This window comes from Streptomyces sp. NPDC029152 (assembly GCF_055564355.1).
In genome coordinates this window covers 257,351-282,579 of sequence record NZ_JBVHWR010000007.1, presented here as the reverse complement: position 1 = coordinate 282,579, position 25,229 = coordinate 257,351, and the positions used below count along the sequence as shown (strand labels likewise).

The following is a 25,229-nucleotide window of genomic DNA, read 5'->3' as shown; positions in this document are numbered from 1 at the left end:
GAAAGTGCCCTCCCGGACAGGCCCGCGGGGGCCGCCGGAAGGGCACTTCGGGAACACGCCGACCGGTCGGGTCGTCAGTTGTGGCTGTGCAGCACGTCGTTCAGGCCGCCCCACACCGCGTTGTTCGGGCGGGCCTCGACCGCGCCCGTGACCGAGTTGCGGCGGAAGAGGATGTTGGAGGCGCCGGAGAGTTCGCGGGCCTTGACGATCTGGCCGTCGGGCATCGTGACGCGGGTGCCGGCGGTGACGTAGAGGCCGGCCTCGACCACGCACTCGTCGCCGAGCGCGATGCCGACGCCCGCCTCGGCGCCGACCAGGCACCGCTCGCCGATGGAGATGATCACGTTGCCGCCGCCGGACAGCGTGCCCATGGTGGAGGCGCCGCCGCCGATGTCCGAGCCGTCGCCGACGACGACGCCCGCGGAGATGCGGCCCTCGACCATCGACGTGCCGAGCGTGCCGGCGTTGAAGTTGACGAAGCCCTCGTGCATGACCGTGGTGCCCTCGGAGAGGTGCGCGCCGAGGCGGACGCGGTCGGCGTCGGCGATGCGGACGCCCTTGGGGGCGACGTAGTCCGTCATGCGCGGGAACTTGTCGATCGAGGTCACCTGGAGGTGCAGGCCCTCGGCGCGGGCGTTGAGGCGGACCTTCTCGACGTCGTCGACGGCGACCGGACCGAGGGAGGTCCAGGCGACGTTGGCGAGGTGGCCGAAGATGCCCTCCAGGTTCTGGCCGTGCGGCTTGACCAGACGGTGCGAGAGCAGGTGGAGGCGCAGGTAGACGTCGTGGGCGTCGATCGGCTTGTCGTCGAGCGAGGCGATGACCGTGCGGACCGCGACCACCTCGACGCCGCGGCGGGCGTCGGGACCGACCGCCGCGGTCGCGCCGCCGCCGAGCAGCTGGGCGGCCTGCTCGGCGGAGAGCCGCTCGGTGCCGGCCGGGCCGGGCTCGGCGGTCAGTTCGGGGGCGGGGAACCAGGTGTCGAGGACGGTGCCGTCGGCGGCGATCGTGGCGAGGCCGGCGGCCACGGCGCCGGTGGTGCGAGGAGCAGTCGTGTCGGTCATGAGGGCAACCTAACCGGCCGCCGCCCGTGGAGGCGAGCCGACCCCGCGGCCGTCTCGCGTGCCGGGCGGTACGGAGACGTCCGCGGTACCGGGACGGGACCGTACCGAGGTCGGAAGCGGCCTGCGCCGGTGCCGGGGCCGGGGCGGCGGGCCCTCAGTGCGCCCCGCCCAGGTTCAGCACCACCACGCCGACGATGATCAGCGCGATCCCGGCCGCCTTGGTGAGGGTCATCCCCTCCCCCATGAACGCCACCCCGATCGTGGCGATGGCCGCGGTGCCCACCCCGGACCAGATGGCGTACGCCGTGCCGACGGAGAGGGTCTTCAGGGTCTGCGCCAGCAGCGCGAAGGAGATCAGGTACCCGAGGGCGGTCAGCACGGACGGGACCGGACGGCTGAAGCCCTCGCTGTACTTCATGGCGGTGGTCCCGGCGACCTCGGCGGCGATGGCTCCGGCCAGGAGCAGGTATCCCATGTGTACGAGCGTACGCAACGGGTCGCCGGGAAACGCCGGAACGGCGACGCCCGAAGGCGTCGCCGTTCCCTGGAAGCGGTGGGTCTCAGACGTTGAACCCGAGCGCGCGCAGCTGCTCGCGGCCGTCGTCCGTGATCTTGTCCGGACCCCACGGCGGCATCCAGACCCAGTTGATGCGCAGCTCGCTGACGAGACCGTCCGTGGCGGACTTGGCCTGGTCCTCGATCACGTCCGTCAGCGGGCAGGCCGCCGACGTCAGGGTCATGTCGACGGTCGCGATGTTCGCGTCGTCGACGTGGATGCCGTAGATCAGGCCCAGGTTGACGACGTCGATGCCCAGTTCGGGGTCGACGACGTCCATCAGGGCCTCGCGGAGCTCCTCCTCCGAGGCCGGCTTCATCTCCACGGTCTCGCTCATGCCGTCGTCTCCTTCTCGGCGTCGGCTCCGTCCAGTGCCTGGGCGGTCGCGTCCTTCCAGGCCATCCAGCTCAGCAGGGCGCACTTGACCCGGGCCGGGTACTTCGACACCCCGGCGAACGCGACCGCGTCCTCCAGGACGTCCTCCATGGCGTCGTCGGGCTCGATCTTCCCCTTGGACTGCATCAGCTCCAGGAAGGTCTCCTGGATCCGCTGCGCCTGGGCGAGGTCCTTGCCGACCAGCAGGTCGTTCAGCACGGAGGCGGAGGCCTGGCTGATCGAGCAGCCCTGCCCCTCGTACGAGACGTCGCTGATCGTCGTGCCGTCGTACTTCACGCGCAGTGTGATCTCGTCACCGCACGTCGGGTTGACGTGGTGCACCTCGGCGTCGCCATCCCTCAGACCACGCCCGTGCGGGTTCTTGTAGTGGTCCAGGATGACTTCCTGGTACATGGAGTCCATCTTCATGCGATTCGCTCGTCCCGTCAGCCGAAGAAGTTCCGTACGTGCTCCAGGCCGTCGACCAGCGCGTCGATCTCGGCCGGCGTGGAGTACAGATAGAACGACGCCCGCGTGGTCGCAGGAATTCCGTACCGCAGGCAGACCGGCCGCGCGCAGTGGTGGCCGACCCGGACCGCGATGCCCTGCTCGTCCAGGACCTGGCCCACGTCGTGCGGGTGGATGTCACCCAGGGTGAAGGAGATCGCGGCGCCGCGCTCCTCGGCCGTGGTGGGGCCGATGATGCGCAGGTCGGGGACCTCCAGCAGCCGCTTGACCGCGTACTCGGTCAGCGCGTGCTCGTGGGCGAGGATCTTGTCCATGCCGATCGAGTTGAGGTAGTCGATCGCCGCGCCGAGACCGACCGCCTGCGCGATCGGGGGCGTGCCCGCCTCGAACTTGTGCGGCGCCGGGGCGTACGTCGACGAGTGCATCGAGACGGTCTCGATCATCTCGCCGCCGCCGAGGAACGGCGGGAGGTCCTCCAGCAGTTCCTGGCGGCCCCACAGGACGCCGATGCCGGTCGGGCCGCACATCTTGTGACCGGTGAAGGCCACGAAGTCGGCCTGGAGGGCCTGCACGTCTAGCGGCATGTGCGGTGCGGCCTGGGAGGCGTCGACGCACACCAGCGCCCCGACCTCCTGGGCGCGGCGCACGATCGCCTCGACCGGGTTCTGGGTGCCCAGGATGTTGGAGACCAGCACGAAGGAGACGATCTTGGTCTTCTCCGTGATGACCTCGTCGATGTTCGACAGGTCCAGGCGGCCGTCGTCCGTGAGACCGAACCAGCGGAGCTTCGCGCCCGTGCGCTGCGCGAGCAGCTGCCACGGCACGATGTTGGAGTGGTGCTCCATCTCCGTGATGACGATCTCGGTCTCGTGGTCCACTCGGTAGGGCTCGTCGGCCCAGCCCAGCATGTTCGCCACGAGGTTGAGGGACTCCGAGGCGTTCTTGGTGAAGATCACCTCGTCGCGGGAGGGCGCGTTGATGAACTCCGCGACCTTGTCCCGCGCACCCTCGTACAGTGCCGTGGCCTCCTCGGCGAGGACGTGCACGCCACGGTGGACGTTGGCGTTGTGCTGCTCGTAGTACTCGTCGAGCACGTCGATGACCTGGCGCGGGGTCTGCGAGGTCGCGGCGTTGTCGAGGTAGACGAGCTTCCTCCCGTCGTGGATCACGCGGTCCAGGATCGGGAAGTCCTTGCGGATCGCCTCGGTGTCGAGGAGGCCCGGCAGCTGTGTCACGCGGATGCGCCACCCTTCGTGTATGCCTCGTAGCCCTCTTCCTCCAGCTTGTCGGCGAGCTCGGCGCCGCCGGACTCGACGATGCGGCCGGCCGAGAAGACGTGGACGTGGTCGGGCTTGATGTAGCGCAGGATGCGCGTGTAGTGGGTGATCAGCAGGGTGCCGACCTCACCGGTCTCGCGGACGCGGTTGACGCCCTCGGAGACGACGCGCAGGGCGTCGACGTCCAGGCCGGAGTCGGTCTCGTCGAGGATCGCGACCTTCGGCTTGAGCAGCTCGAGCTGGAGGATCTCGTGGCGCTTCTTCTCACCGCCGGAGAAGCCCTCGTTCACGTTGCGCTCGGCGAAGGCGGGGTCCATGTTGAGACGCTGCATGGCCTCCTTGACCTCCTTCACCCAGGTGCGCAGCTTCGGGGCCTCGCCGCGGACGGCGGTGGCGGAGGTGCGCAGGAAGTTGGAGACCGAGACGCCGGGGACCTCGACCGGGTACTGCATGGCGAGGAACAGGCCGGCGCGGGCGCGCTCGTCGACGGACATCTCCAGGACGTCCTCGCCGTCGAGGGTGACGGTGCCGCCGGTGATCGTGTACTTGGGGTGACCCGCGAGGGAGTAGGCGAGGGTCGACTTGCCGGAGCCGTTGGGGCCCATGATGGCGTGCGTCTCGCCCTGCTTCACGGTCAGGTCGACGCCCTTGAGGATCTCCTTCGTGGCGTTGTCGGCCTCGACGGTGACGTGCAGGTCTCGGATTTCAAGCGTTGCCATGGGTGCCTCAGGACTCCTGGGTGAGGGAGACGAGCACGTCGTCCCCTTCGATCTTTACGGGGTATACGGGGACGGGGCGCGTCGCCGGCAGACTGTCGGGCTTGCCCGAGCGGAGGTCGAAGCGCGAGCCGTGCAGCCAGCACTCGATGTGGCAGTCGTCGACCTCGCCCTCGGACAGCGAGACGTTCGCGTGCGAGCAGATGTCGTGGATCGCGAAGACCTCGCCCTCGGTCCGCACGACGGAGATCGGCGTGCCGTCGAGCTCCACCCGCTTCGGGGTGTCCTCCTCCAGCTCGTCCGCTCCACAGACGCGTACGAAGGTCATGCGACCGACGCCTCCAGCTCCTCTTCGATCTTGGCGAGGAGGCGTTCCTCGATGTCCGGGACACCGATCTGCTGGACGAGTTCGGCGAAGAAGCCGCGCACCACCAGGCGGCGGGCGTCGATCTCGGGGATGCCGCGCGCCATCAGGTAGAAGAGCTGCTCGTCGTCGAAGCGGCCGGTGGCGGAGGCGTGGCCGGCGCCGACGATCTCGCCGGTCTCGATCTCCAGGTTCGGCACGGAGTCGACCCGCGCGCCGTCGGTGAGGACGAGGTTGCGGTTCATCTCGTAGGTGTCGGTGCCCTCGGCCTTGGCCTCGATGAGCACGTCGCCGATCCACACCGCGTGCGCGTCGTCGCCCTGGAGGGCGCCCTTGTAGACGACGTTCGACTTGCAGTGCGGGACGTTGTGGTCGACCAGGAGGCGGTGCTCCTGGTGCTGGCCCTTGTCGGTGAAGTACAGGCCGAACAGCTCGGCCTCGCCGCCGGGGCCGGCGTACTGCACGCGCGGGTGCAGGCGGACCACGTCGCCGCCGAAGGTGACGACGACGGACTTGAAGGAGGCGTCGCGGCCGACCAGCGCGTTGTGCTGGCCGACGTGGACGGCCTTGGCGTCCCAGTCCTGGACGGAGACGACGGTCAGCTTGGCGCCGTCGCCGAGCACGAAGTCGACGTTGGCGGCGAGCACCGCGTCACCGGTGTGGTCGATGACCACGACGGCCTCGGCGAAGGCCCCGAGCTCGACGAGCTGGTGGCCGTAGGCGACCCCGCCCTCGCCGTGCACGGCGATGCGGATCGGCTCGGTGAGCACCGTCTCTTTGGGGACGGTGACCACGCCGGCCTGCTCGAAGGCGGAGTACGCCTGGGCGGCGACGCGGTCCACCGGGGTGCCCGCGCGGCCGAGCCGCGCGTCGTCGCGGCCGACGGTCTCGACGGTGACGCCCTCGGGGGCCTCGACGGCGATCTTCACGCCCTCGCCGGTGGCGGTGGCGGTGCCGTCGTGCAGGCCGCGCAGCCGCTCCAGCGGGGTGAACCGCCACTCCTCCTCGCGGCCGTGCGGGACCGGGAAGTCCGCCACGTCGAAGGAGGGGGGCGCGCTCATGCGCGTGGCGACGGTCGAGTCGGCCTCGGCGGCCACCGCGATCGCACCGGCGGTGGTCGAGCCCACCGGGATGTTCTGAGCCTCAGCCATGGCTGTCGTAGTGCTCGCTTTCCGTTACGTAAGGGGCTTGCGGGACGGCGCGGGGGTCAGCCGACCGCGCCTTCCATCTGCAGCTCGATCAGCCGGTTGAGTTCGAGGGCGTACTCCATCGGCAGCTCCTTGGCGATCGGCTCGACGAAGCCGCGCACGATCATCGCCATCGCCTCGTCCTCGGACAGGCCGCGGCTCATCAGGTAGAAGAGCTGGTCCTCGGAGACCTTGGAGACGGTCGCCTCGTGGCCCATGGACACGTCGTCCTCGCGGACGTCCACGTAGGGGTAGGTGTCCGAGCGGGAGATGGTGTCCACGAGCAGCGCGTCGCACAGGACGTTGGACTTGGAGCCCGGGGCGCCCTCGCCGATCTCGATCAGACCGCGGTAGGAGGTGCGGCCGCCGCCGCGCGCCACCGACTTGGAGACGATGTTGGAGGACGTGTTCGGGGCCATGTGGACCATCTTGGCGCCGGCGTCCTGGTGCTGGCCCTCGCCCGCGAAGGCGATGGACAGGGTCTCGCCCTTGGCGTGCTCGCCCATCAGGTAGACGGCCGGGTACTTCATCGTCACCTTGGAGCCGATGTTGCCGTCGATCCACTCCATGGTCGCGCCCTCGTACGCCACGGCGCGCTTGGTGACCAGGTTGTAGACGTTGTTCGACCAGTTCTGGATGGTCGTGTAGCGGCAGCGGGCGTTCTTCTTGACGATGATCTCGACCACGGCGCTGTGCAGGGAGTCCGACTTGTAGATCGGAGCCGTGCAGCCCTCGACGTAGTGCACGTAGGCACCCTCGTCGACGATGATCAGGGTCCGCTCGAACTGGCCCATGTTCTCCGTGTTGATGCGGAAGTAGGCCTGGAGCGGGATCTCGACGTGGACGCCCGGCGGGACGTAGATGAAGGAGCCGCCGGACCACACGGCGGTGTTCAGCGCGGCGAACTTGTTGTCGCCGGCCGGGATGACCGTGCCGAAGTACTCCTTGAAGAGCTCCGGGTGCTCCTTCAGCGCGGTGTCGGTGTCGAGGAAGATGACGCCCTGCTCCTCCAGGTCCTCGCGGATCTGGTGGTAGACGACCTCGGACTCGTACTGGGCCGCGACACCGGCGACGAGGCGCTGCTTCTCCGCCTCGGGGATGCCGAGCTTGTCGTACGTGTTCTTGATGTCCTCGGGCAGGTCCTCCCAGGACTCCGCCTGCTTCTCCGTGGAGCGCACGAAGTACTTGATGTTGTCGAAGTCGATGCCCGACAGGTCCGAGCCCCAGTTCGGCATGGGCTTCTTCTCGAACAGCTTCAGGCCCTTGAGGCGGAGCTTGGTCATCCACTCCGGCTCGGACTTCTTGTCGGAGATGTCCCGGACGACGTCCTCGTCGATGCCGCGCCTGGCGGAGGCGCCGGCCGTGTCGGAGTCGGCCCAGCCGTACTCGTACTTGCCCAGGCCCTCGAGCTCAGGGTGAGCAGTCTCCGTGGGGAGAGTCATGCGGGGTTCCTCCCGGCCGTGCTTGCGGATGCGTTGTCGTTGGTCTTGGAAGTCTTGGGGACGTACGTGGTGCAGACGCCGTCGCCGTGCGCGATGGTCGCGAGCCGCTGCACATGCGTACCGAGCAGCTCGGCGAAAAATTCCGTCTCCGCCTCGCACAGCTGCGGGAACTGCTCGGCGACGTGGGCGACCGGGCAGTGGTGCTGGCAGAGCTGCTCGCCCTGCTGGGGCCGGGGCGCGCTGCGCGCGGTAGCAGCGTACCCGTCCGCACTCAGGGCCTTGGCCAGGGCTTGTGTCCGCTGCTCGGGGGCGACGCCCTCGACCGCCTTGCGGTACGCGCCCGCCTGGGCGGCGATCCGGGCCCGGGCGAAGGCGGCGATCGCCTGCTCCCCGCCCTCCTGCTCGGCGATCCAGCGCAGGGCGTCCGCGGCGAGCTTGTCGTACGACTGGTCGAAGGCGTCGCGCCCGCAGTCGGTGAGCGCGAAGACCTTGGCCGGGCGCCCGCGCGTGCGCGTGCCGTAGACCCGCTGTTCACGGGCTTCGACCACGTCGTCGGCGACCAGGGCGTCGAGGTGGCGCCGGACGGCGGCCTGGGTCAGGCCCAGGCGCCCGGCGAGCTCGGCGACGGTGGACGGCCCGTGGTCCAGGATGGAGCGCGCGACGCGGTTGCGGGTGGACCGCTCACCGGTCGCGAGTTCCTCCTGCGGAGCCTCGCCAACGTTTTTCACAACGCCATTGTTGCGTAATTCCTCGAGGGCGGGCAAGCCGCGTCCGGACGGCCGGAAGGTGCCCTGCGTCACTTAGGCATACCTAACGTGACCTGCGGAAACGATCTCCGATCGATCAGGACGGTGGCGTCCTGGGCCCGCTTCGGCAAGACTCACCCGCATGCCCGCACCCGCTCCGACCGGCCCACTCGTCACCCGCGGCACGATCGCCGCCGGACTGCGCGACCTGGGTGTCCGGACCGACGACGTCCTCCTCGTGCACTCCTCCCTCAGCTCGCTCGGCTGGGTCTGCGGAGGACCCGTCGCGGTCGTCCAGGGACTCCTCGACGCGCTCGGCCCGGACGGCACCCTGGTGGTCCCCACCCAGACCGGCGACCTCTCCGACCCGGCCCTGTGGAGCGACCCGCCGGTGCCCGAGGAGTGGTGGGACGCCGTCCGCGCCGCGATGCCCGCCTACGACCCGCTGATCACGCCCTCGCGCGGGGTCGGGGTGGTGCCCGAGACCGTGCGCACCTGGCCGGGCGCCCTGCGCAGCGCGCACCCGCAGACGTCCTTCGCGGCCCTCGGCCCGCGCGCCGCCGAGGTGGTCGCGGGGCACGCCACCGACTGCCGGCTGGGCGAGCGCAGCCCGCTGGCGACCCTGGAGCGGATGGGCGCGCGGATACTCCTGCTGGGGGCGGGCTACGGCGCCTGCACCGGCTTCCACCTCGCCGAGTACCGGATCCCCTCCCCGCTGGTCGAGGTGGGCCGGCCGGGGCCGGTGGGCTGGGAGCGTGTGACCGAGGTCTCGATCACCTCGGAACGGTTCGACGAGCTGGGCCACGACTTCGAGCGGGACCGGCCCGTCGTCCGCGGGAAGGTCGGCGCGGCCGACGTACGGCTGTTCCCGCTGGCGGACGCGGTCGCCTACGCCGAGCGGTGGCTGCCGCTGCACCGTCCCCGTGCGGAGGACATCGCGCACCCCCGCGCCTGAGCCCCCGTCGGCCTACCTAGACTCGTGACCCATGCGAAGCGAGCCCGTGGTCCAGGTCCAGGCCCTGGTGAAGCGGTACGGCACGAAGACCGCGGTGGACGGCCTCGACCTGGTGGCCCGGGCGGGTGTCACCGCCGTACTCGGCCCCAACGGGGCCGGCAAGACGACCACCGTGGAGACCTGCGAGGGATACCGCAGGCCGGACTCCGGCACGGTGCGCGTCCTGGGCCTGGACCCGGTGCGCCAGGGTCCCGAGCTGCGTCCCCGGATCGGCGTGATGCTCCAGTCCGGCGGCGTCTACTCCGGCGCCCGCGCGGACGAGATGCTGCGCCACGTCGCGAAGCTGCACGCCCATCCCCTGGACGTCGGCGCCCTGATCGAGCGGCTGGGGCTGGGCTCCTGCGGCCGGACGACGTACCGCAGGCTCTCCGGAGGCCAGCAGCAGCGGCTCGCGCTCGCGATGGCCGTGGTCGGCCGCCCCGAGCTGGTGTTCCTGGACGAGCCGACCGCGGGCCTCGACCCGCAGGCCCGCCGCGCCACCTGGGACCTCGTGCGGGACCTGCGCGCCGACGGCGTCTCGGTGATCCTCACCACGCACTACATGGACGAGGCCGAGCAGCTGGCCGACGACGTGGCGATCATCGACGCCGGCCGGGTCGTCGCCCAGGGCGCGCCCGAGGAGCTGTGCCGCGGCGGTGCCGAGAACACGCTGCGCTTCACCGGCCGTCCCGGGCTCGACGTGGCCTCGCTGCTCAAGGCCCTCCCCGCGGACTCCTCCGCCGCCGAGCTGACCCCGGGCTCCTACCGCGTCGTCGGCAAGGTCGACCCGCAACTGCTGGCCACGGTGACCTCCTGGTGCGCCCAGCACGGGGTGATGCCGGACCGCATCTCGGTGGAGCGGCACACCCTGGAGGACGTCTTTCTGGAGCTGACGGGCAAGGAGTTGCGGGCATGATTCCGTTCGGGACCGAGATCGGCCGGGGGTCCCGGGGTCGCCCCCCGGGAAGACACAGCCTGGAGCTCACGGGCAAGGAACCGCGCGCATGACGACGACCACGCCCACGGGCACCTACACCCCCCGGCCCGGCGCCGCGCCGCTCGGCCGCATGATCGCGACGCAGGCCGCGCTCGAGACGAAGATGCTGCTGCGCAACGGCGAGCAGCTGCTGCTGACGGTGATCATCCCGACGCTGCTGCTGGTGCTGTTCAGCTCGGTCGACATCGTCGACACCGGCGAGGGCGAGGCCGTGGACTTCCTCGCTCCCGGCGTCCTGGCGCTGGCCGTGCTGTCGACGGCGTTCACCGGGCAGGCCATCGCCACCGGCTTCGAGCGCCGCTACGGGGTGCTGAAGCGGCTCGCCGCCTCCCCGCTGCCGCGCTGGGGCCTGATGACCGCGAAGACGGTGTCCGTGCTGGTCACCGAGGTCCTCCAGGTGGTCCTGCTGACCGTGATCGCCTTCGCGCTGGGCTGGTCGCCGCACGGCAGCCCGTTCGCCGTGCTGGTGCTCATGGTGCTCGGCACGGCGGCCTTCTCCGGGCTCGGGCTGCTCATGGCGGGCACGCTCAAGGCGGAGGCCACGCTCGCCGCCGCCAACCTGGTCTTCCTGCTGCTGCTGGTGGGCGGCGGGGTGATCGTGCCGCTGGACAAGTTCCCGGACGCGGCGCGGGACGTGCTCGGCCTGCTGCCGGTCTCCGCCCTGTCGGACGGGCTGCGGGACGTGCTGCAGCACGGGGCCGGGATGCCGTGGGGCGACCTCGGGATCCTCGCCGTGTGGGCGGTCGTGGGGCTCGCGGCCGCCGGGAGGTTCTTCCGGTGGGAGTGACCGGGAGGAGGGGTGCGCCCGATGGGCGACCCTCGTGAACGCGTGCACAAGCGGCCGCCTACGATGGACGGCGTGCCAAACGTGACCCGCGCCGACGCCGCAGCCGCGATGCGCAACCCGCTCGCCTTCATCGCCGCGCGCTGGACCCCGGAGCCCCGGACGGTCCAGCGGGCGGCCCTCGCACCTCTCGTGATGTCGGTGATCATCGTCATCACCGGTGGCGCCGTCCGGCTCACCGGCTCCGGGCTCGGCTGCCCGACCTGGCCCAAGTGCACCGACGACTCGCTCACCACCACGAGCGAGATGGGCTTCCACGGCGTCATCGAGTTCGGCAACCGCATGCTGACCTACGTGCTGTGCGCCGCGGTCGGCTGGGCGATCATCGCCGCCCGCTCGCAGAAGCCGCGCCGGCGCAGCCTCCTCCTGCTGGGGTGGGCGCAGTTCTGGGTCGTGATGAGCAACGCCGTCCTCGGCGGGATCGTCGTGCTCGTCGGTCTCAACCCGTACACCGTCGCGGCCCACTTCGTCGCCACGACGGCACTGATCACCCTGGCCACGGTGATGTGGCAGCGCACCCGGGAGGGCGACACGGCACCGCGCCCGCTGGTCGGCAGGTCCGTGCAGCAGCTGGTGTGGGTGATGGTCGTCGTCTCCGCGCTGCTGATCCTGGTCGGCACGGTGGTCACCGGCGCGGGCCCGCACGCGGGCGACTCCAGCGACGTCCCGCGGATGCCGGTCGACTGGGAGACGATCAGCAAGGGTCACGCCGTTCTGGCGTGGATCGTGGTGACGCTGACGTTCGCGCTGTGGTTCGTGCTGAAGGCGGTCGACGCGCCCGAGGGACCGCTGGCCCGCACCCGCGACCTGTTCCTGATCCTGCTCGCCCAGGGCGTCATCGGCTACGTGCAGTACTTCACCGACCTTCCCGAGGTCCTGGTCGGCCTGCACATGTTCGGCTCGTGCCTGGTGTGGATCGGGGTGCTGCGGGTGCTGCTGTCGCTGCGCGAACGCCCCGAGGACGCGGCGCCCGGGCTGCCGGTTCAGGAGTACGCGGCCACCAACGCGTCGATGGCCGGCCCGAGGTAGCCCCGGGTCAGCTCGGCTCGGCGGGCGGTCCACTCCGTCGCGGGCGGCGCGGGGGTCCCGTAGCGCCGCCGCGCGATGTCCTCGACGACCTCGCCGGGCGCGCCGAGGCCGGGCAGCTCGTCCAGGGCCTCCCGCTTGGTGATCAGGCGGCCGTCCCGCAGCGTGACGGTGGCGCGGGCGAAGGTGAGCAGGCCCAGGTCGACCCAGACGTCCTCCCGCCACAGCTCCGCCTTGCGCAGGGCCGGCCGCCAGTAGTCCCGCTGGTCGCGGAGGACGTGCCCGGCCAGTTCCGCGTCCGGCACCGGCGGCAGCAGGAGATCCGGCGACTCGCCGTACAGGACGCGCCCGAAGCTGTGCAGCTCCCGCCGGGTGACCGGGGTGACCGTCCGTCTGAACAGCTGCCGGTGGGCCCAGGTCAGGTGCCGCTGCTCGGGGTCCGCGGCGGTGCCGGGCGACAGATAGGTGCAGTGCAGCTGCCCGGCCAGGGGCCGGTCGCGCAGGCGGGCGTGGAGCAGCCCCAGCCGCCAGGCCGTGCGGGCCGTGGCCGGCCGGGGCAGGACGGCGATCAGGTCGAGGTCGCTGCGGCCCTCCTGGTAGTCGCCCCCGCCCAGTGAGCCGTGGGCCCAGACGGCGAGCGGGCCGAGGGGCATCAGGCCGGTGAGTAAGCGGTCGATCAGCGCGTCGGTCAACATCGGATCAGTATGTCCGGCTCACTCCAGCCCGTACACCCGGTGCGCGTTGCCCGACGCGATCATCCCGGCCACCCGCTGTGCGTCCGCCCGCGCCCACGCGCCTTCGGCCACCCAGGTGCCGAGCACCCGGTCGAGGGCCTCGCGGAACAGGCGGGCGCCCACGACGTGCAGCTCGGGCAGGCCCTGGGCGCCGCTGGAGAACAGGATCTTGCCGAAGGGGGCCAGCTCCAGGGTCTCCGCGAGCACGGTCGCGGCACGGGCGCCGGTGCGCACCAGGGCGGCGCCGGAGTCGGCGTAGACGTGCGGGAAGGCTCCGGCGAGGTGGGCGGCGTGGCGGTGGTACGGGTAGCCGTGCAGCAGGACCAGGTCGGTGCCGAGGCCGGCGGTGGCCCGCACGAAGCCGGTCAGCAGCGCGGGGTCGGTGCGGTCGACGCGCAGGCCCGGTTCGCCGAGCCCCGCGTGCAGCTGGAGCGGCAGCCCGGAATCGACGGCGGTCCACAGCAGGTGGCGCAGCAGGACGGGGTCGCTCAGCTCACCGCCCACCTCGCGCCCGGCCAGCCAGCGGGCGGCGGCGCCGCGCACCTCGCCGGGTCCCGGCGGCTCCGGGGCGAGCGCCAGACCGTGGCGCGCACCGGCGACCGAGGTGAAGGCGACCGCGTGCGCGGCGGCGCCGTGGACGGCCTCGGCGAGGTTGGCGAGGAAGGACTCGACGGTGCCGGAGGTGTCGGCGACCTGCTCGGCCAGCGGCTCCAGGCGCACGATCTCGTGGGCGTCGGCGCCCGCCGCGCCGGCCAGCTCGGCGGGACCGGTGAGGTCACCGGGCAGGTCCGCGTCGACCAGGTACGTGGTGATGCCGCTGCCGCGCAGCAGCCTGCGGTCCGCCTCCAGGACGCCGAGCTCACGGCGACGGGCGAGGTAGCGGGCGGGCGCGCAGTGCGGTTCCAGGCCGAGCAGGGGCGGGCACCAGCGGCGCACCGCGAAGCCGGTCTGGGTGTCGAAGAGGGTGGTGCCCGGCGCGGGCGGTCCCTCGGTGCGGGCCAGCTGGGCCTCGAAGGTGCCGAGGCCCAGCTCCGTCCTCAGTACGCCGTGGCAGTACTGGTCCACCAGGGACGGCGTTTCGATCATCCGGACTCCCCGCGTCGGGACCGTGCGCTGTGCGGCTTCCTACGGTCCTAACGGGTGAACCCGGCGTCAGGTGTTGCTCGGCCCGCCGACCTGGATGCCCGCCATGCGCGACCACTCGTACGGGCCGGTCGTGACCTTGGCCGCGAACTCGCCGTCGAAGTCCTCGTGGACGGTGATCCCGGACTTCTCCACGGCCTTCCGCGCGATCTCGCAGGAGGGGGCGACCAGGTCGCCCCAGCCGCCGTCCCCGCCGACGAGGACGATGCGGGCGCCGCGCTCGCCGAGGTGGGCCACCTGGCCCTCGGCTCCGCCGTGCGCCTTGGAGAAGGAGTCGATCCGCCGGGCCAGCCGGGTCACCCGGCGCTCGGCCTTCGCGTCAACCTGCTGCGTGTCTGCCATGCCCAGGATGCTACCGACGGGTAGACCGAACGGCGACGGGCGGGGTGCGTGGCCTTGACCACGCACCCCGCCCGTCGTCCGGACCGGTGAGGCGTCAGCGCAGGAAGGGGTCCACCGCGATCGCCAGGAACAGCACCGACACATAGGTGATGGACCAGTGGAACAGCCGCATCTCCTTGAGCTTGGCGCCCGTGACCTCGGCCTTGGCCCGGTTCTGCAGCCCGTGGGCCTCCCACAGCCACATGCCGCCGGCCAGCAGGGCGACGGCCGTGTAGAACCAGCCGGTGTAGCCCAGCGGGGTCAGCAGCAGGGACACCGCGACCATGACCCAGCTGTAGATCACGATCTGCCGGGCGACGACCTTGTTGGAGGCGATGACGGGCAGCATCGGGACGCCGACGCGGGCGTAGTCCTCCTTGACCTTCATGGACAGCGGCCAGTAGTGCGGCGGCGTCCAGAAGAACATGACCAGGAAGAGGATGACCGGCGCCCACGACATCGAGTTGGTCACGGCGGACCAGCCGATCAGCACCGGCAGACAGCCCGCGATGCCGCCCCAGACGATGTTCTGCGAGGTGCGGCGCTTGAGGATCATCGTGTAGACCACGACGTAGAACAGGAGCGCGCCCAGCGACAGCCACGCCGACAGCCAGTTGACGGTGAGGCCGAACAGCAGCGTCGAGACCACCGCGAGGGTGATGCCGAAGGCGAGGCACTCGCGCGGGCTGACCATGCCGGTGACCAGCGGGCGCTGCGAGGTGCGGTCCATCAGCGCGTCGATGTCGCGGTCGATGTACATGTTCAGCGCGTTGGCGCCGCCCGCGGACAGGTAACCGCCGACGCAGGTGAGCAGCACCAGCCGCAGGTTCGGCACGCCCTGCTCGGCCAGGAACATCACCGGAACGGTGGTGATCAGCAGAAGCTCGATGATCCGCGGCTTGGTCAGCGCCACGAACGCCTTGACACGGGCCCCGAACGGCCGGTGACTCGGGCTCTGGCTCGTCCCGATTACCCCCGCAGGACGGGATTCAACGGCCGTCACGCACACCCCTGACAGAGACTCCCAGCGAGCCCGCCCCGTGAAGCGGCGGTAAAGGCTCGCGCGTACCACGCCACTTTAGACGTTGCCCAGACCCCGGCATTCGCGGGGGTGCGTTCGTGTTGTGGAGGGCGCTCCGACGTGCATGCGGAGGATCGATCGAGCGGTCAGATGAGCGGCCGCGCATTCACTTGCCGAATGCGGTTTCGGCCAGTCGGCAGGCGGACCCGTGAGAGTCCCGGCAGTCTGGTTTCCAACGGAAAAACGCACGTACTTACGGGGGTAGGCTCGACAGCGGCCGGCCGACGCACGAAGGCGCCGGCAGCCGGTGGGCGCCACGTGCACCGGCATCCGATCATGTGGAGAGGAGCCCTGACTCAGGGTGAGCACCAAGCCGACCACCACAGACCTCGAGTGGACCGAGCTGGACCAGCGGGCCGTGGACACCGCCCGTGTCCTGGCCGCCGATGCCGTACAGAAGGTTGGCAACGGCCATCCGGGTACGGCGATGAGCCTGGCGCCCGCCGCCTACACCCTCTTCCAGAAGGTGATGCGGCACGACCCGGCCGACGCGAACTGGGTCGGACGCGACCGTTTCGTGCTGTCCGCCGGCCACTCGTCCCTGACCCTCTACACCCAGCTGTACCTGGCCGGCTTCGGCCTGGAGCTGGACGACCTGAAGTCCTTCCGGACGTGGGGCTCCAAGACCCCGGGTCACCCGGAGTACGGCCACACCACGGGCGTGGAGACGACGACCGGCCCGCTGGGCCAGGGCGTCGCCAACGCGGTGGGCATGGCGATGGCCGCCCGCTACGAGCGCGGCCTGTTCGACCCGGAGGCTCCCGAGGGCGAGTCCCCGTTCGACCACTTCGTCTACTGCATCGCCGGTGACGGCTGCCTCCAGGAGGGCATCTCCGCCGAGGCCTCCTCCCTGGCGGGCCACCAGAAGCTCGGCAACCTGATCCTGCTGTGGGACGACAACCACATCTCGATCGAGGGCGACACCGAGACCGCCGTCTCCGAGGACACCGCTCTGCGCTACGAGGCCTACGGCTGGCACGTGCAGCGCGTGGAGCCGAAGGCGGACGGCGACCTGGACCCGCACGCGCTCTTCGAGGCGATCGAGGCGGCGAAGCAGGTCACCGACCGGCCGTCCTTCATCGCGATGCGCTCGATCATCGCCTGGCCCGCGCCGAATGCGCAGAACACCGAGGCGGCGCACGGCTCGGCCCTCGGCGACGAGGAGGTCGCGGCCACCAAGCGCGTCCTGGGCTTCGACCCGGAGAAGACCTTCGAGGTCTCCGACGAGGTCATCGCGCACACCCGCAAGGCCCTGGATCGCGGCGAGGCCGCCCGCGCCGTGTGGGAGAAGTCCTACCAGCAGTGGCGGGACAACAACCCCGAGCGCGCCGCCGAGTACGACCGGATCGCCAAGGGCGAGCTCCCCCAGGGCTGGGAGGAGAAGATCCCGGTCTTCGAGACCGGCAAGGGCGTCGCCACGCGCGCCGCCTCCGGCAAGGTCCTCCAGGCGCTCGGCGCGGTGATCCCCGAGCTGTGGGGCGGCTCGGCCGACCTCGCCGGCTCGAACAACACCACGATCGACAAGACGTCGTCCTTCCTCCCGGCGGGCAACCCGCTGCCCGAGGCGGACCCCTACGGCCGCACCGTCCACTTCGGCATCCGCGAGCACGCGATGGCCGCGGAGATGAACGGCATCGCCCTGCACGGCAACACCCGCATCTACGGCGGCACCTTCCTGGTGTTCTCCGACTACATGCGCAACGCCGTGCGCCTGTCCGCGCTGATGCACCTGCCGGTGACCTACGTGTGGACGCACGACTCCATCGGCCTGGGCGAGGACGGCCCGACCCACCAGCCGGTCGAGCACCTGGCCTCGCTGCGCGCCATCCCCGGCCTGAACCTGGTCCGCCCGGCCGACGCCAACGAGACCGCCATCGCCTGGCGCGAGATCCTGCGCCGCTGGACGAAGGAGTTCGGCAAGGGCCAGCCGCACGGTCTGGCGCTCACCCGCCAGGGCGTGCCGACGTACGAGGCCAACGACGACGCGGCCAAGGGCGGCTACGTCCTGTTCGAGGCCGACGGCGGCGAACCCGAGGTCATCCTGATCGCCACCGGCTCCGAGGTGCACGTGGCGGTGGAGGCCCGTGAGGCGCTCCAGGCCGACGGTGTGCCGACCCGCGTGGTGTCGATGCCGTCCGTCGAGTGGTTCGAGCAGCAGGACCAGGGGTACCGGGACAGCGTCCTGCCCCCGTCCGTGAGGGCCCGTGTCGCGGTCGAGGCCGGGATCGGTCTCACCTGGCACAAGTACGTCGGGGACGCCGGCCGCATCGTTTCCCTGGAGCACTTCGGTGCTTCGGCCGACGGCAAGCTGCTCTTCCAGGAGTTCGGCTTCACTGCCGAGAACGTGGCCGCCAAGGCGAGGGAATCGATCGCCGCAGCCCAGCGCTGACGCTCGTATACGACACGTAGGAGATGCATTTTCCATGACAGACGCACTCAAGCGCCTCTCCGATGAAGGCGTCGCGATCTGGCTGGACGACCTGTCGCGCAAGCGGATCACGTCCGGCAACCTCGCCGAGCTGATCGACCAGCAGCACGTCGTGGGCGTCACCACCAACCCGTCGATCTTCCAGAAGGCGATCTCGCAGGGCGACGGCTACGACACGCAGCTCACCGACCTCGCCGCCCGCGAGGTCACCGTCGAAGAGGCCATCCGCATGATCACCACGGCGGACGTCCGCGACGCCGCCGACATCCTGCGCCCGGTCTTCGACAACACCGGGGGCAAGGACGGCCGGGTCTCCATCGAGGTCGACCCGCGCCTCGCGCACAACACCCGGGCGACGGTCGCCGAGGCCAAGCAGCTCGCCTGGCTGGTGGACCGGCCCAACACGCTGATCAAGATCCCGGCGACCGAGGCGGGCATCCCGGCGATCGCCGAGACCATCGGCCTGGGCATCAGCGTCAACGTCACGCTGATCTTCTCGCTGGAGCGCTACCGCAAGGTCATGGACGCCTTCCTGACCGGCCTGGAGAAGGCCAAGGAGCGCGGCCTGGACCTGTCGCAGATCCACTCCGTGGCGTCCTTCTTCGTGTCCCGCGTGGACACCGAGATCGACAAGCGGATCGACGCGCTGGGCACCGACGAGGCCAAGGCGCTGCGCGGCAAGGCCGCCGTCGCCAACGCCCGTCTGGCCTACCAGGCGTACGAGGAGGTCTTCTCCTCCGACCGCTGGAACGCCCTGGAGAAGGCCGGCGCCAACAAGCAGCGTCCGCTGTGGGCGTCGACCGGCGTGAAGGACAAGGCGTACGCCGACACCATGTACGTCACCGACCTGGTCGCGCCCAACACGGTGAACACCATGCCGGAGGCGACGCTGTTCGCCACCGAGGACCACGGCGAGATCACCGGCGACACCGTCGCCGGCACCTACGAGCAGGCCCGCGCCGACCTCGACGCGGTCGAGAAGCTCGGGATCTCCTACGACGAGGTGGTCCAGCTCCTGGAGAAGGAGGGCGTCGAGAAGTTCGAGGACGCCTGGAACGACCTGCTGAAGTCGACGGAGGCAGAGCTCAAGCGCCTCGCTCCCTCGGAGGGCTAAGAATTGTCGAGCAGCAACCCGCTGCGTGACCCCGCAGACCGACGGCTCCCGCGTATCGCGGGGCCGTCGGGTCTGGTCATTTTCGGCGTCACCGGTGATCTGTCCCGCAAGAAGCTCATGCCCGCCGTGTACGACCTCGCCAACCGGGGTCTGCTGCCGCCGGGCTTCTCGCTCGTCGGGTTCGCCCGCCGCGACTGGGAGCACGAGGACTTCGCCCAGGTCGTGCACGACGCCGTCAAGGAGCACTCCCGCACCCCGTTCCGCGAGGAGGTCTGGCAGCAGCTCATCCAGGGGATGCGCTTCGTCCAGGGCACCTTCGACGACGACGAGGCCTTCGAGCGGCTGCGCGCCACCATCGAGGAGCTGGACAAGGCGCAGGGCACGGGCGGCAACTTCGCCTTCTACCTGTCGGTGCCGCCGAAGTCCTTCCCGGTGGTCATCCAGCAGCTGAAGAAGCACGGCCTCGCCGACCAGACGGGCGGCTCCTGGCGGCGCGCGGTCATCGAGAAGCCGTTCGGCCACGACCTCAAGTCGGCCGAGGAGCTCAACGCCATCGTCCACGAGGTCTTCGCCCCGGACCAGGTCTTCCGCATCGACCACTACCTGGGCAAGGAGACCGTCCAGAACATCCTGGCGCTGCGTTTCGCCAACACGATGTTCGAGCCGATCTGGAACCGGTCCTACGTGGACCACGTGCAGATCACCATGGCCGAGGACATCGGCATCGGCGGCCGGGCCGGCTACTACGACGGCATCGGCGCCGCCCGCGACGTCATCCAGAACCACCTGCTCCAGCTGCTCGCCCTGACCGCGATGGAGGAGCCCGCCTCCTTCGACGCGGACGCGCTGGCGGCGGAGAAGACCAAGGTGCTCGGCGCGGTCCGGCTGCCGAAGGACCTGGGGCGGGACACGGTGCGCGGCCAGTACGCGGCCGGGTGGCAGGGCGGCGCGAAGGCCGTCGGCTACCTGGAGGAAGAGGGCATCGACCCGAAGTCGAAGACCGACACCTACGCCGCGATCAAGGTCGGGATCGACAACCGCCGCTGGGCGGGCGTCCCCTTCTACCTGCGCACCGGCAAACGCCTGGGCCGCCGGGTCACCGAGATCGCGGTGGTCTTCCAGCGGGCGCCGCACTCCCCCTTCGACACCACGGCCACCGAGGAACTGGGCCAGAACGCGATCGTCATCCGCGTCCAGCCCGACGAGGGCGTCACCGTCCGCTTCGGTTCCAAGGTGCCGGGCACGTCGATGGAGATCCGGGACGTGTCCATGGACTTCGCCTACGGCGAGTCCTTCACCGAGTCCAGCCCGGAGGCGTACGAGCGGCTGATCCTGGACGTGCTGCTCGGCGACGCCAACCTCTTCCCGCGCACCGAGGAGGTCGAGCTGTCCTGGAAGATCCTCGACCCGATCGAGGAGTACTGGGACGAGCACGGCACGCCCGCGCAGTACCCGTCCGGTACGTGGGGGCCCGTCGAGGCGGACGAGATGCTCGAGCGAGACGGACGGAGCTGGCGCCGGCCATGAAGACAGACCTCACGGACACCACGTCCAGCAAGATCAACAAGGCGTTGGTGCTGGGCCGCCGGGCGATCGGCACGCCGGCCGTCGGCATGGTGCTCACCCTGGTCATCGTCACCGACGAGGAGAACGCCTACGACGCGCTGAAGGCCGCGAGCGACGCCGCGCACGAGCACCCCTCGCGCACGCTCGTCGTCATCAAGCGCGTCTCGCGTTCGCCCCGGGACCGCACCCGGTCCCGGCTGGACGCCGAGGTCCGCCTCGGCGCCGACGCGGGCACCGGCGAGACGGTGGTGCTGCGGCTGTACGGCGACGTCGTCGACCAGGCCCAGTCGGTCGTCCTGCCGCTGCTGCTGCCGGACGCGCCGGTCGTGGTGTGGTGGCCGGTGAACGCGCCGCTGGACCCGGCCGGGGACCCCCTGGGCGCGCTGGCCCAGCGCCGGGTCACCGACACCTACGCCTGCGAGGAGCCGGTGCGGGAGCTGGCGGCCCGCGCCGACGCCTACCGGCCGGGCGACACCGACCTGTCCTGGACCCGCATCACCCCGTGGCGGTCGATGCTCGCGGCGGCCCTGGACCAGGTCGACTGCCGGGTGCAGGGCGTCGAGGTGGAGGGCGAGGCGGACAACCCGAGCTGCGAGCTGCTGGCGATGTGGCTCGCGGACCGGCTGCACGTTCCGGTGCGGCGCACCACGTCGAGCGGACCGGGTCTGACCGCGGTCCGCATGGACACCGACTGCGGTCCGGTCGTCCTGGACCGGGCGGACGGCTCGCTCGCGACGTTGTCGATCCCGGGGCAACCGGCCCGCGCGGTGGCGCTCAAGCGGCGCGAGACGGCCGAGCTGATCGCGGAGGAGCTGCGGCGCCTCGACCCGGACGACACGTACGCCTCCGCGCTGCGCTTCGGGGTGGACCGGCTCGACGCGCCGGCCGCGGCCGAGGCGGAGACGGACGAAGGGCCCGTCGCGGTCCCCGCTCCCGTCGAGACGGCCGCGAAGGCGCCCGCGAAGGACGCGGCGCGGAAGAAGGCACCGGTGCGGAAGGCGGCGGCGAAGTGAGCGGCACACCCCAGCTGGTGGTGCACCGGGACAAGGAGCTGATGGCCGAGGCCGCGGCGGCCCGGCTGATCACGAAGATCGTGGACGCCCAGTCCTCCCGCGGCTCTGCGTCCGTGGTGCTGACCGGCGGCCGCAACGGCAACGGCCTGCTGGCCGCGCTGGCGGCGTCCCCGGCCCGCGACGCGGTCGACTGGTCCCGCCTCGACCTGTGGTGGGGCGACGAGCGCTTCCTGCCGGAGGGCGACCCGGAGCGCAACGTCACGCAGGCCCGCGAGGCCCTGCTGGACGCGGTGCCGCTGGACCCGGAGCGGGTGCACGCGATGCCGGCCTCGGACGGCCCGTACGGAACCGACGTGGAGGCCGCCGCGGCGGCGTACGCCGGGGAGCTGGCGAAGGCGGCCGTGCCGGAGAACCACGCGGCGGTGCCGTCCTTCGACGTCCTGCTGCTCGGTGTCGGCCCGGACACGCACGTGGCCTCGCTGTTCCCGGAGCATCCGGGGGTGCGGGAGACGGAGCGCACGGTGATCGGCGTCCACGGCTCCCCGAAGCCGCCGCCCACCCGCGTGTCCCTGACCCTGCCCGCGATCCGCACGGCCCGTGAGGTGTGGCTGCTCGCCGCGGGCGAGGACAAGGCGAACGCCGTGGCGATGGCCCTGTCGGGCGCCGGCGAGATCCAGGCTCCGGCGGCCGGGGCGCGGGGCCGCGCCCGCACCCTGTGGCTGCTGGACGCGGCGGCGGCCTCCCGGCTGCCGCGGACGATGTACCCGCCGGCCTCGGCGTAACCGCTCCCCCGCGCACCGGAACGCCGGGTCCCCACCGATGGGGGCCCGGCGTTCTCCTTGCGCGGCCGCCGGGAGGTGCTGTCGTGTCCCGTCGCCTGCGGACGGTCCGTCAGGATCCGTTCGGCCCCGGGGAGTAGGGGTTGCCGTAGGGGTTTCCGTAGCCGTTCGGGTGCGGCGCGTACGGCGGTTGCGGCGGTGGTGCGTACGGCGGCTGCGGCGGCACGTACGGGTTCCGCGGTCCGGGGGCGTACGGGTGGCCGGCTCCCGCGGGCGGATACGGAGGGGCGAAAGGATTGCCCTGCGGCGGCACGTGCGGCGGTCCGGTCGGCGGGAGATGTCCGGGGATCGGCGGGAGGGTCGCCGGGTGGGCCTTCAGCCGGATGCCGTAGCGCCGCCTCAGCCGGCCCGTCTCCAGCAGCGCGATCGCGGTGACCGTCACGGGCGCGCCCAGGATGAAGACGATGCCCAGGGTGAGGCTGAGCCCGTGCAGGTCGCCGGTGACCAGGTCCGGGACGGCCATCAGCCAGCTCGTCACGGTGGCCAGCAGCGCCGGGAGGCAGCGGTGGACGGCGGCGGTGCCGAAGAAGTTCCCGGAGACCCGGATGGCCCCCCAGACCACGAATCCGATCATCCACAGCATCGTCATGCCGCCGAAGATGATCACCATCGGGTTGGCCGAGGTGTTGATCGTGGTGACGAGTACCGCCAGGGCGGCGACACAGCCCACGAACAGCAGCAGCAGCTTGAGCGCGTTGAACAGCGGCCCCCGCAACTGGCCGACGGTGCCGGTGCGCCGCCAGACGAAGAGCATCGCACCGACCGCCAGCGGGGTGATGAACAGCAGGACGACGGAGGCCGTCAGCGTGTTCTCCAGCAGCTGGGTGACGCTGAAGCCGCCCTCGAACAGGGTGTAGACGCCGAGCGAGGCGACCGCGCCCGCGATGACCCGGAGGCGTTTGAGCTGCTCGATCGAGGGATCGACCGAGGGCGGGATCCACGCGGGGTGGAACACGGCGGTCGCCGCCTGCTTGGGGTTGAGGAGGGACCGGGCCGTCAGCCTGCCGCCTGTCCAACTTCCGTGCGTGCGTGCCACCTTGCTCCCCCGAGCACTCGCCGTGATGATCGCCGGGGATTCTACGGCAGACGGGCGGGGTGCCGCCGCCCGCCCGCCCGCGCCGGACTCACCGCCGGCCGCGCAGCTCCCGGTAGGCCCCGACCAGCGCCTTCGTGGAGGGGTCGAGACCGGGCACGTCGGCGCCCTCGGTCAGGGCCGGTTCGACGCGCTTGGCGAGGACCTTGCCGAGTTCGACGCCCCACTGGTCGAAGGAGTCGATGTTCCACACCGCGCCCTGCACGAACACCTTGTGCTCGTACAGCGCGATCAGCTGGCCGAGCACCGAAGGGGTCAGCTCGCGGGCGAGGATCGTGGTCGTCGGGTGGTCGCCGCGGAACGTCTTGTGCGGGACCAGTTCCTCCGGTACGCCCTCCGCCCGGACCTCTTCGGCGCTCTTGCCGAAGGCGAGGGCCTGGGTCTGGGCGAAGAAGTTGGCCATCAGCAGGTCGTGCTGGGCCTTCAGTTCGTCGCTCAGTTCGGCCACGGGCCGGGCGAAGCCGATGAAGTCCGCCGGGATCAGCTCGGTGCCCTGGTGGATGAGCTGGTAGTAGGCGTGCTGTCCGTTGGTGCCGGGCGTGCCCCACACCACCGGTCCGGTCTGCCAGTCCACCGGGCGGCCCTCGCGGTCCGTCGACTTGCCGTTGGACTCCATGTCGAGCTGCTGGAGGTAGGCGGTGAACTTCGACAGGTAGTGGCTGTAGGGCAGGACCGCGTGCGACTGGGCGCCGTGGAAGTTGCCGTACCAGATGCCCAGCAGACCCAGGATCAGCGGGGCGTTGTGCTCGGCCTCGGCGTTGCGGAAGTGCTCGTCGACGATGCGGAAGCCGTCGAGCATCTCCCGGAAGCGGTCCGGGCCGATGGCGATCATCAGGGACAGGCCGATGGCGGAGTCGTAGGAGTAGCGTCCGCCGACCCAGTCCCAGAACTCGAACATGTTGGCCGTGTCGATGCCGAAGCCGGCAACCTTCTCGGCGTTGGTCGACAGCGCGACGAAGTGCTGCGCGACCGCCTTCTCGTCGCCGCCCAGCCCCGCCAGCAGCCAGGAGCGCGCCGAGGTGGCGTTGGTGATGGTCTCGATGGTGGTGAACGTCTTGGACGCCACGATGAACAGCGTCTCGGCCGGGTCCAGGTCCCGGACCGCCTCGTGCAGGTCGGAGCCGTCGACGTTGGAGACGAACCGGACGGTGAGCGAGCGGTCGGTGAAGGCGCGCAGCGCCTCGTAGGCCATCGCCGGGCCGAGGTCGGAGCCGCCGATGCCGATGTTGACGACGTTGCGGATGCGCCTGCCGGTGTGACCGGTCCACTCGCCGGAGCGGACCCGGTCCGCGAAGCCGGCCATCTTGTCCAGCACGGCGTGGACCTTGGGGACGACGTTCTCGCCGTCGACCTCGATCACCGCCTCCCGCGGGGCGCGCAGCGCGGTGTGCAGCACGGCGCGGTCCTCGGTGATGTTGATGCGCTCGCCGCGGAACATGGCGTCACGCAGCCCGAACACGTCGGTCGCGGCCGCCAGTTCCCGCAGCAGGCCCAGCGTCTCGTCGGTGACCAGGTGCTTGGAGTAGTCGATGCGCAGGTCACCGACGCGCACGACGTATCCGGTGCCGCGCCCGGGATCGGCGGCGAACAGCTCGCGCAGCCGCACCTCGCCGAGTTCCTCGCGGTGCGCCGCCAGTGCGGTCCATTCGGGTGTCCGGTCGAGCCTGGTACGGCCGTCTGCGTTCATGTCGGACTTCAGCCTTCTTCCTTGGTGTCCCAGCTGCCCCGGCTGTTTCCAACCTAATTGATCAGCGGTGAGGACGGCCGAAGGAGACGGAAAG

At 71.0% G+C, this 25,229-nt stretch carries 25 protein-coding genes; 9 read left to right on the top strand and 16 right to left on the bottom strand.

Annotated elements, in window-relative coordinates:
• Window positions 1-74: 74 nt before the first annotated feature.
• The 10 genes from dapD to ACZ4V6_RS17485 all read right to left on the bottom strand — a co-directional run bounded on the left by dapD (window position 75) and on the right by ACZ4V6_RS17485 (window position 8,177).
• Window positions 75-1,064: a 2,3,4,5-tetrahydropyridine-2,6-dicarboxylate N-succinyltransferase gene (dapD, locus tag ACZ4V6_RS17530; RefSeq protein WP_467827954.1), complete on the bottom strand. Its 990-nt coding sequence runs from the start codon at window positions 1,062-1,064 to the stop codon at window positions 75-77.
• A 154-nt stretch (window positions 1,065-1,218) separates the two neighbouring features.
• Window positions 1,219-1,539, bottom strand: a complete 321-nt coding sequence (locus tag ACZ4V6_RS17525) for a DMT family transporter (RefSeq protein ID WP_225636000.1) — start codon at window positions 1,537-1,539, stop codon at window positions 1,219-1,221.
• Between the two features lie 85 nt (window positions 1,540-1,624).
• A complete protein-coding gene (locus ACZ4V6_RS17520; protein WP_030403776.1) occupies window positions 1,625-1,957 on the bottom strand; it encodes a metal-sulfur cluster assembly factor in 333 nt (110 codons plus the stop codon).
• Window positions 1,954-2,424 (bottom strand): Fe-S cluster assembly sulfur transfer protein SufU, encoded by a 471-nt coding sequence (gene sufU, locus ACZ4V6_RS17515; protein ID WP_467827950.1) that lies wholly within the window; start codon window positions 2,422-2,424, stop codon window positions 1,954-1,956. Before sufU ends, ACZ4V6_RS17520 begins: the two co-directional genes overlap by 4 nt.
• 17 nt (window positions 2,425-2,441) lie before the next feature.
• Entirely contained in the window at window positions 2,442-3,698 is a 1,257-nt protein-coding gene (locus tag ACZ4V6_RS17510) for a cysteine desulfurase (RefSeq protein ID WP_467827947.1), read from the bottom strand.
• Window positions 3,695-4,459 (bottom strand): Fe-S cluster assembly ATPase SufC, encoded by a 765-nt coding sequence (gene sufC, locus ACZ4V6_RS17505; protein WP_403189474.1) that lies wholly within the window; start codon window positions 4,457-4,459, stop codon window positions 3,695-3,697. The genes ACZ4V6_RS17510 and sufC overlap by 4 nt, the downstream gene beginning before the upstream one ends.
• A gap of 7 nt (window positions 4,460-4,466) precedes the next feature.
• Entirely contained in the window at window positions 4,467-4,784 is a 318-nt protein-coding gene (locus tag ACZ4V6_RS17500; RefSeq protein WP_351140629.1) for a non-heme iron oxygenase ferredoxin subunit, read from the bottom strand.
• Window positions 4,781-5,971 (bottom strand): Fe-S cluster assembly protein SufD, encoded by a 1,191-nt coding sequence (sufD, locus tag ACZ4V6_RS17495; protein WP_467827943.1) that lies wholly within the window; start codon window positions 5,969-5,971, stop codon window positions 4,781-4,783. The genes ACZ4V6_RS17500 and sufD overlap by 4 nt, the downstream gene beginning before the upstream one ends.
• A 56-nt stretch (window positions 5,972-6,027) precedes the next feature.
• Window positions 6,028-7,449, bottom strand: coding sequence for a Fe-S cluster assembly protein SufB (gene sufB, locus ACZ4V6_RS17490; protein WP_467827940.1), 1,422 nt, complete (start codon window positions 7,447-7,449; stop codon window positions 6,028-6,030).
• Complete coding sequence (locus ACZ4V6_RS17485) at window positions 7,446-8,177, bottom strand: helix-turn-helix transcriptional regulator (RefSeq protein ID WP_467827937.1); 732 nt, start codon at window positions 8,175-8,177, stop codon at window positions 7,446-7,448. Before ACZ4V6_RS17485 ends, sufB begins: the two co-directional genes overlap by 4 nt.
• 160 nt (window positions 8,178-8,337) lie before the next feature.
• Here ACZ4V6_RS17485 and ACZ4V6_RS17480 point away from each other — a divergent pair, with 160 nt between their 5' ends.
• From ACZ4V6_RS17480 to ACZ4V6_RS17465, 4 genes are all read left to right on the top strand, one after another.
• Window positions 8,338-9,150: an AAC(3) family N-acetyltransferase gene (locus tag ACZ4V6_RS17480; protein WP_467827934.1), complete on the top strand. Its 813-nt coding sequence runs from the start codon at window positions 8,338-8,340 to the stop codon at window positions 9,148-9,150.
• A 31-nt stretch (window positions 9,151-9,181) separates the two neighbouring features.
• Window positions 9,182-10,105, top strand: a complete 924-nt coding sequence (locus tag ACZ4V6_RS17475) for an ABC transporter ATP-binding protein (protein WP_467827931.1) — start codon at window positions 9,182-9,184, stop codon at window positions 10,103-10,105.
• A gap of 88 nt (window positions 10,106-10,193) precedes the next feature.
• Window positions 10,194-10,973, top strand: coding sequence for an ABC transporter permease (locus ACZ4V6_RS17470; RefSeq protein ID WP_467827928.1), 780 nt, complete (start codon window positions 10,194-10,196; stop codon window positions 10,971-10,973).
• Between the two features lie 63 nt (window positions 10,974-11,036).
• Window positions 11,037-12,059, top strand: coding sequence for a COX15/CtaA family protein (locus tag ACZ4V6_RS17465; RefSeq protein ID WP_467827926.1), 1,023 nt, complete (start codon window positions 11,037-11,039; stop codon window positions 12,057-12,059).
• Here the strand turns inward: ACZ4V6_RS17465 and ACZ4V6_RS17460 are convergent.
• From ACZ4V6_RS17460 to ACZ4V6_RS17445, 4 genes are all read right to left on the bottom strand, one after another.
• Window positions 12,014-12,751 (bottom strand): nucleotidyltransferase, encoded by a 738-nt coding sequence (locus ACZ4V6_RS17460; RefSeq protein ID WP_467827923.1) that lies wholly within the window; start codon window positions 12,749-12,751, stop codon window positions 12,014-12,016. The two genes, ACZ4V6_RS17465 and ACZ4V6_RS17460, sit on opposite strands and share 46 nt — an antisense overlap.
• A gap of 18 nt (window positions 12,752-12,769) precedes the next feature.
• Window positions 12,770-13,876 (bottom strand): amidohydrolase family protein, encoded by a 1,107-nt coding sequence (locus ACZ4V6_RS17455; protein WP_467827920.1) that lies wholly within the window; start codon window positions 13,874-13,876, stop codon window positions 12,770-12,772.
• A 66-nt stretch (window positions 13,877-13,942) separates the two neighbouring features.
• Window positions 13,943-14,275, bottom strand: coding sequence for a hypothetical protein (locus ACZ4V6_RS17450; RefSeq protein WP_467827917.1), 333 nt, complete (start codon window positions 14,273-14,275; stop codon window positions 13,943-13,945).
• 94 nt (window positions 14,276-14,369) lie between these two features.
• Window positions 14,370-15,323 (bottom strand): heme o synthase, encoded by a 954-nt coding sequence (locus tag ACZ4V6_RS17445; RefSeq protein WP_467827915.1) that lies wholly within the window; start codon window positions 15,321-15,323, stop codon window positions 14,370-14,372.
• Between the two features lie 373 nt (window positions 15,324-15,696).
• Between ACZ4V6_RS17445 and tkt the strand changes: the two genes are divergently transcribed.
• The 5 genes from tkt to pgl are packed head-to-tail and all read left to right on the top strand — an operon-like array spanning window position 15,697 to window position 22,298.
• Window positions 15,697-17,784 (top strand): transketolase, encoded by a 2,088-nt coding sequence (gene tkt / locus ACZ4V6_RS17440; RefSeq protein ID WP_467827913.1) that lies wholly within the window; start codon window positions 15,697-15,699, stop codon window positions 17,782-17,784.
• 34 nt (window positions 17,785-17,818) lie between these two features.
• Window positions 17,819-18,937 (top strand): transaldolase, encoded by a 1,119-nt coding sequence (tal, locus tag ACZ4V6_RS17435; protein WP_467827911.1) that lies wholly within the window; start codon window positions 17,819-17,821, stop codon window positions 18,935-18,937.
• Window positions 18,938-18,940: 3 nt separating this feature from the next.
• The gene (zwf, locus tag ACZ4V6_RS17430) at window positions 18,941-20,464 is read left to right on the top strand and encodes a glucose-6-phosphate dehydrogenase (protein ID WP_467827908.1); all 1,524 of its coding nucleotides are present in this window, start codon (window positions 18,941-18,943) and stop codon (window positions 20,462-20,464) included.
• Entirely contained in the window at window positions 20,461-21,516 is a 1,056-nt protein-coding gene (gene opcA / locus ACZ4V6_RS17425; protein WP_467827906.1) for a glucose-6-phosphate dehydrogenase assembly protein OpcA, read from the top strand. Before zwf ends, opcA begins: the two co-directional genes overlap by 4 nt.
• The gene (gene pgl, locus ACZ4V6_RS17420; RefSeq protein WP_467827904.1) at window positions 21,513-22,298 is read left to right on the top strand and encodes a 6-phosphogluconolactonase; all 786 of its coding nucleotides are present in this window, start codon (window positions 21,513-21,515) and stop codon (window positions 22,296-22,298) included. The genes opcA and pgl overlap by 4 nt, the downstream gene beginning before the upstream one ends.
• Before the next feature lie 109 nt (window positions 22,299-22,407).
• On the opposite strand, the gene ACZ4V6_RS17415 is transcribed toward pgl, so the two are convergent.
• Window positions 22,408-23,391, bottom strand: coding sequence for a hypothetical protein (locus ACZ4V6_RS17415; protein ID WP_467827902.1), 984 nt, complete (start codon window positions 23,389-23,391; stop codon window positions 22,408-22,410).
• Between the two features lie 88 nt (window positions 23,392-23,479).
• Window positions 23,480-25,135 (bottom strand): glucose-6-phosphate isomerase, encoded by a 1,656-nt coding sequence (gene pgi, locus ACZ4V6_RS17410; protein ID WP_467827899.1) that lies wholly within the window; start codon window positions 25,133-25,135, stop codon window positions 23,480-23,482.
• Between the last annotated feature and the right edge of the window lie 94 nt (window positions 25,136-25,229).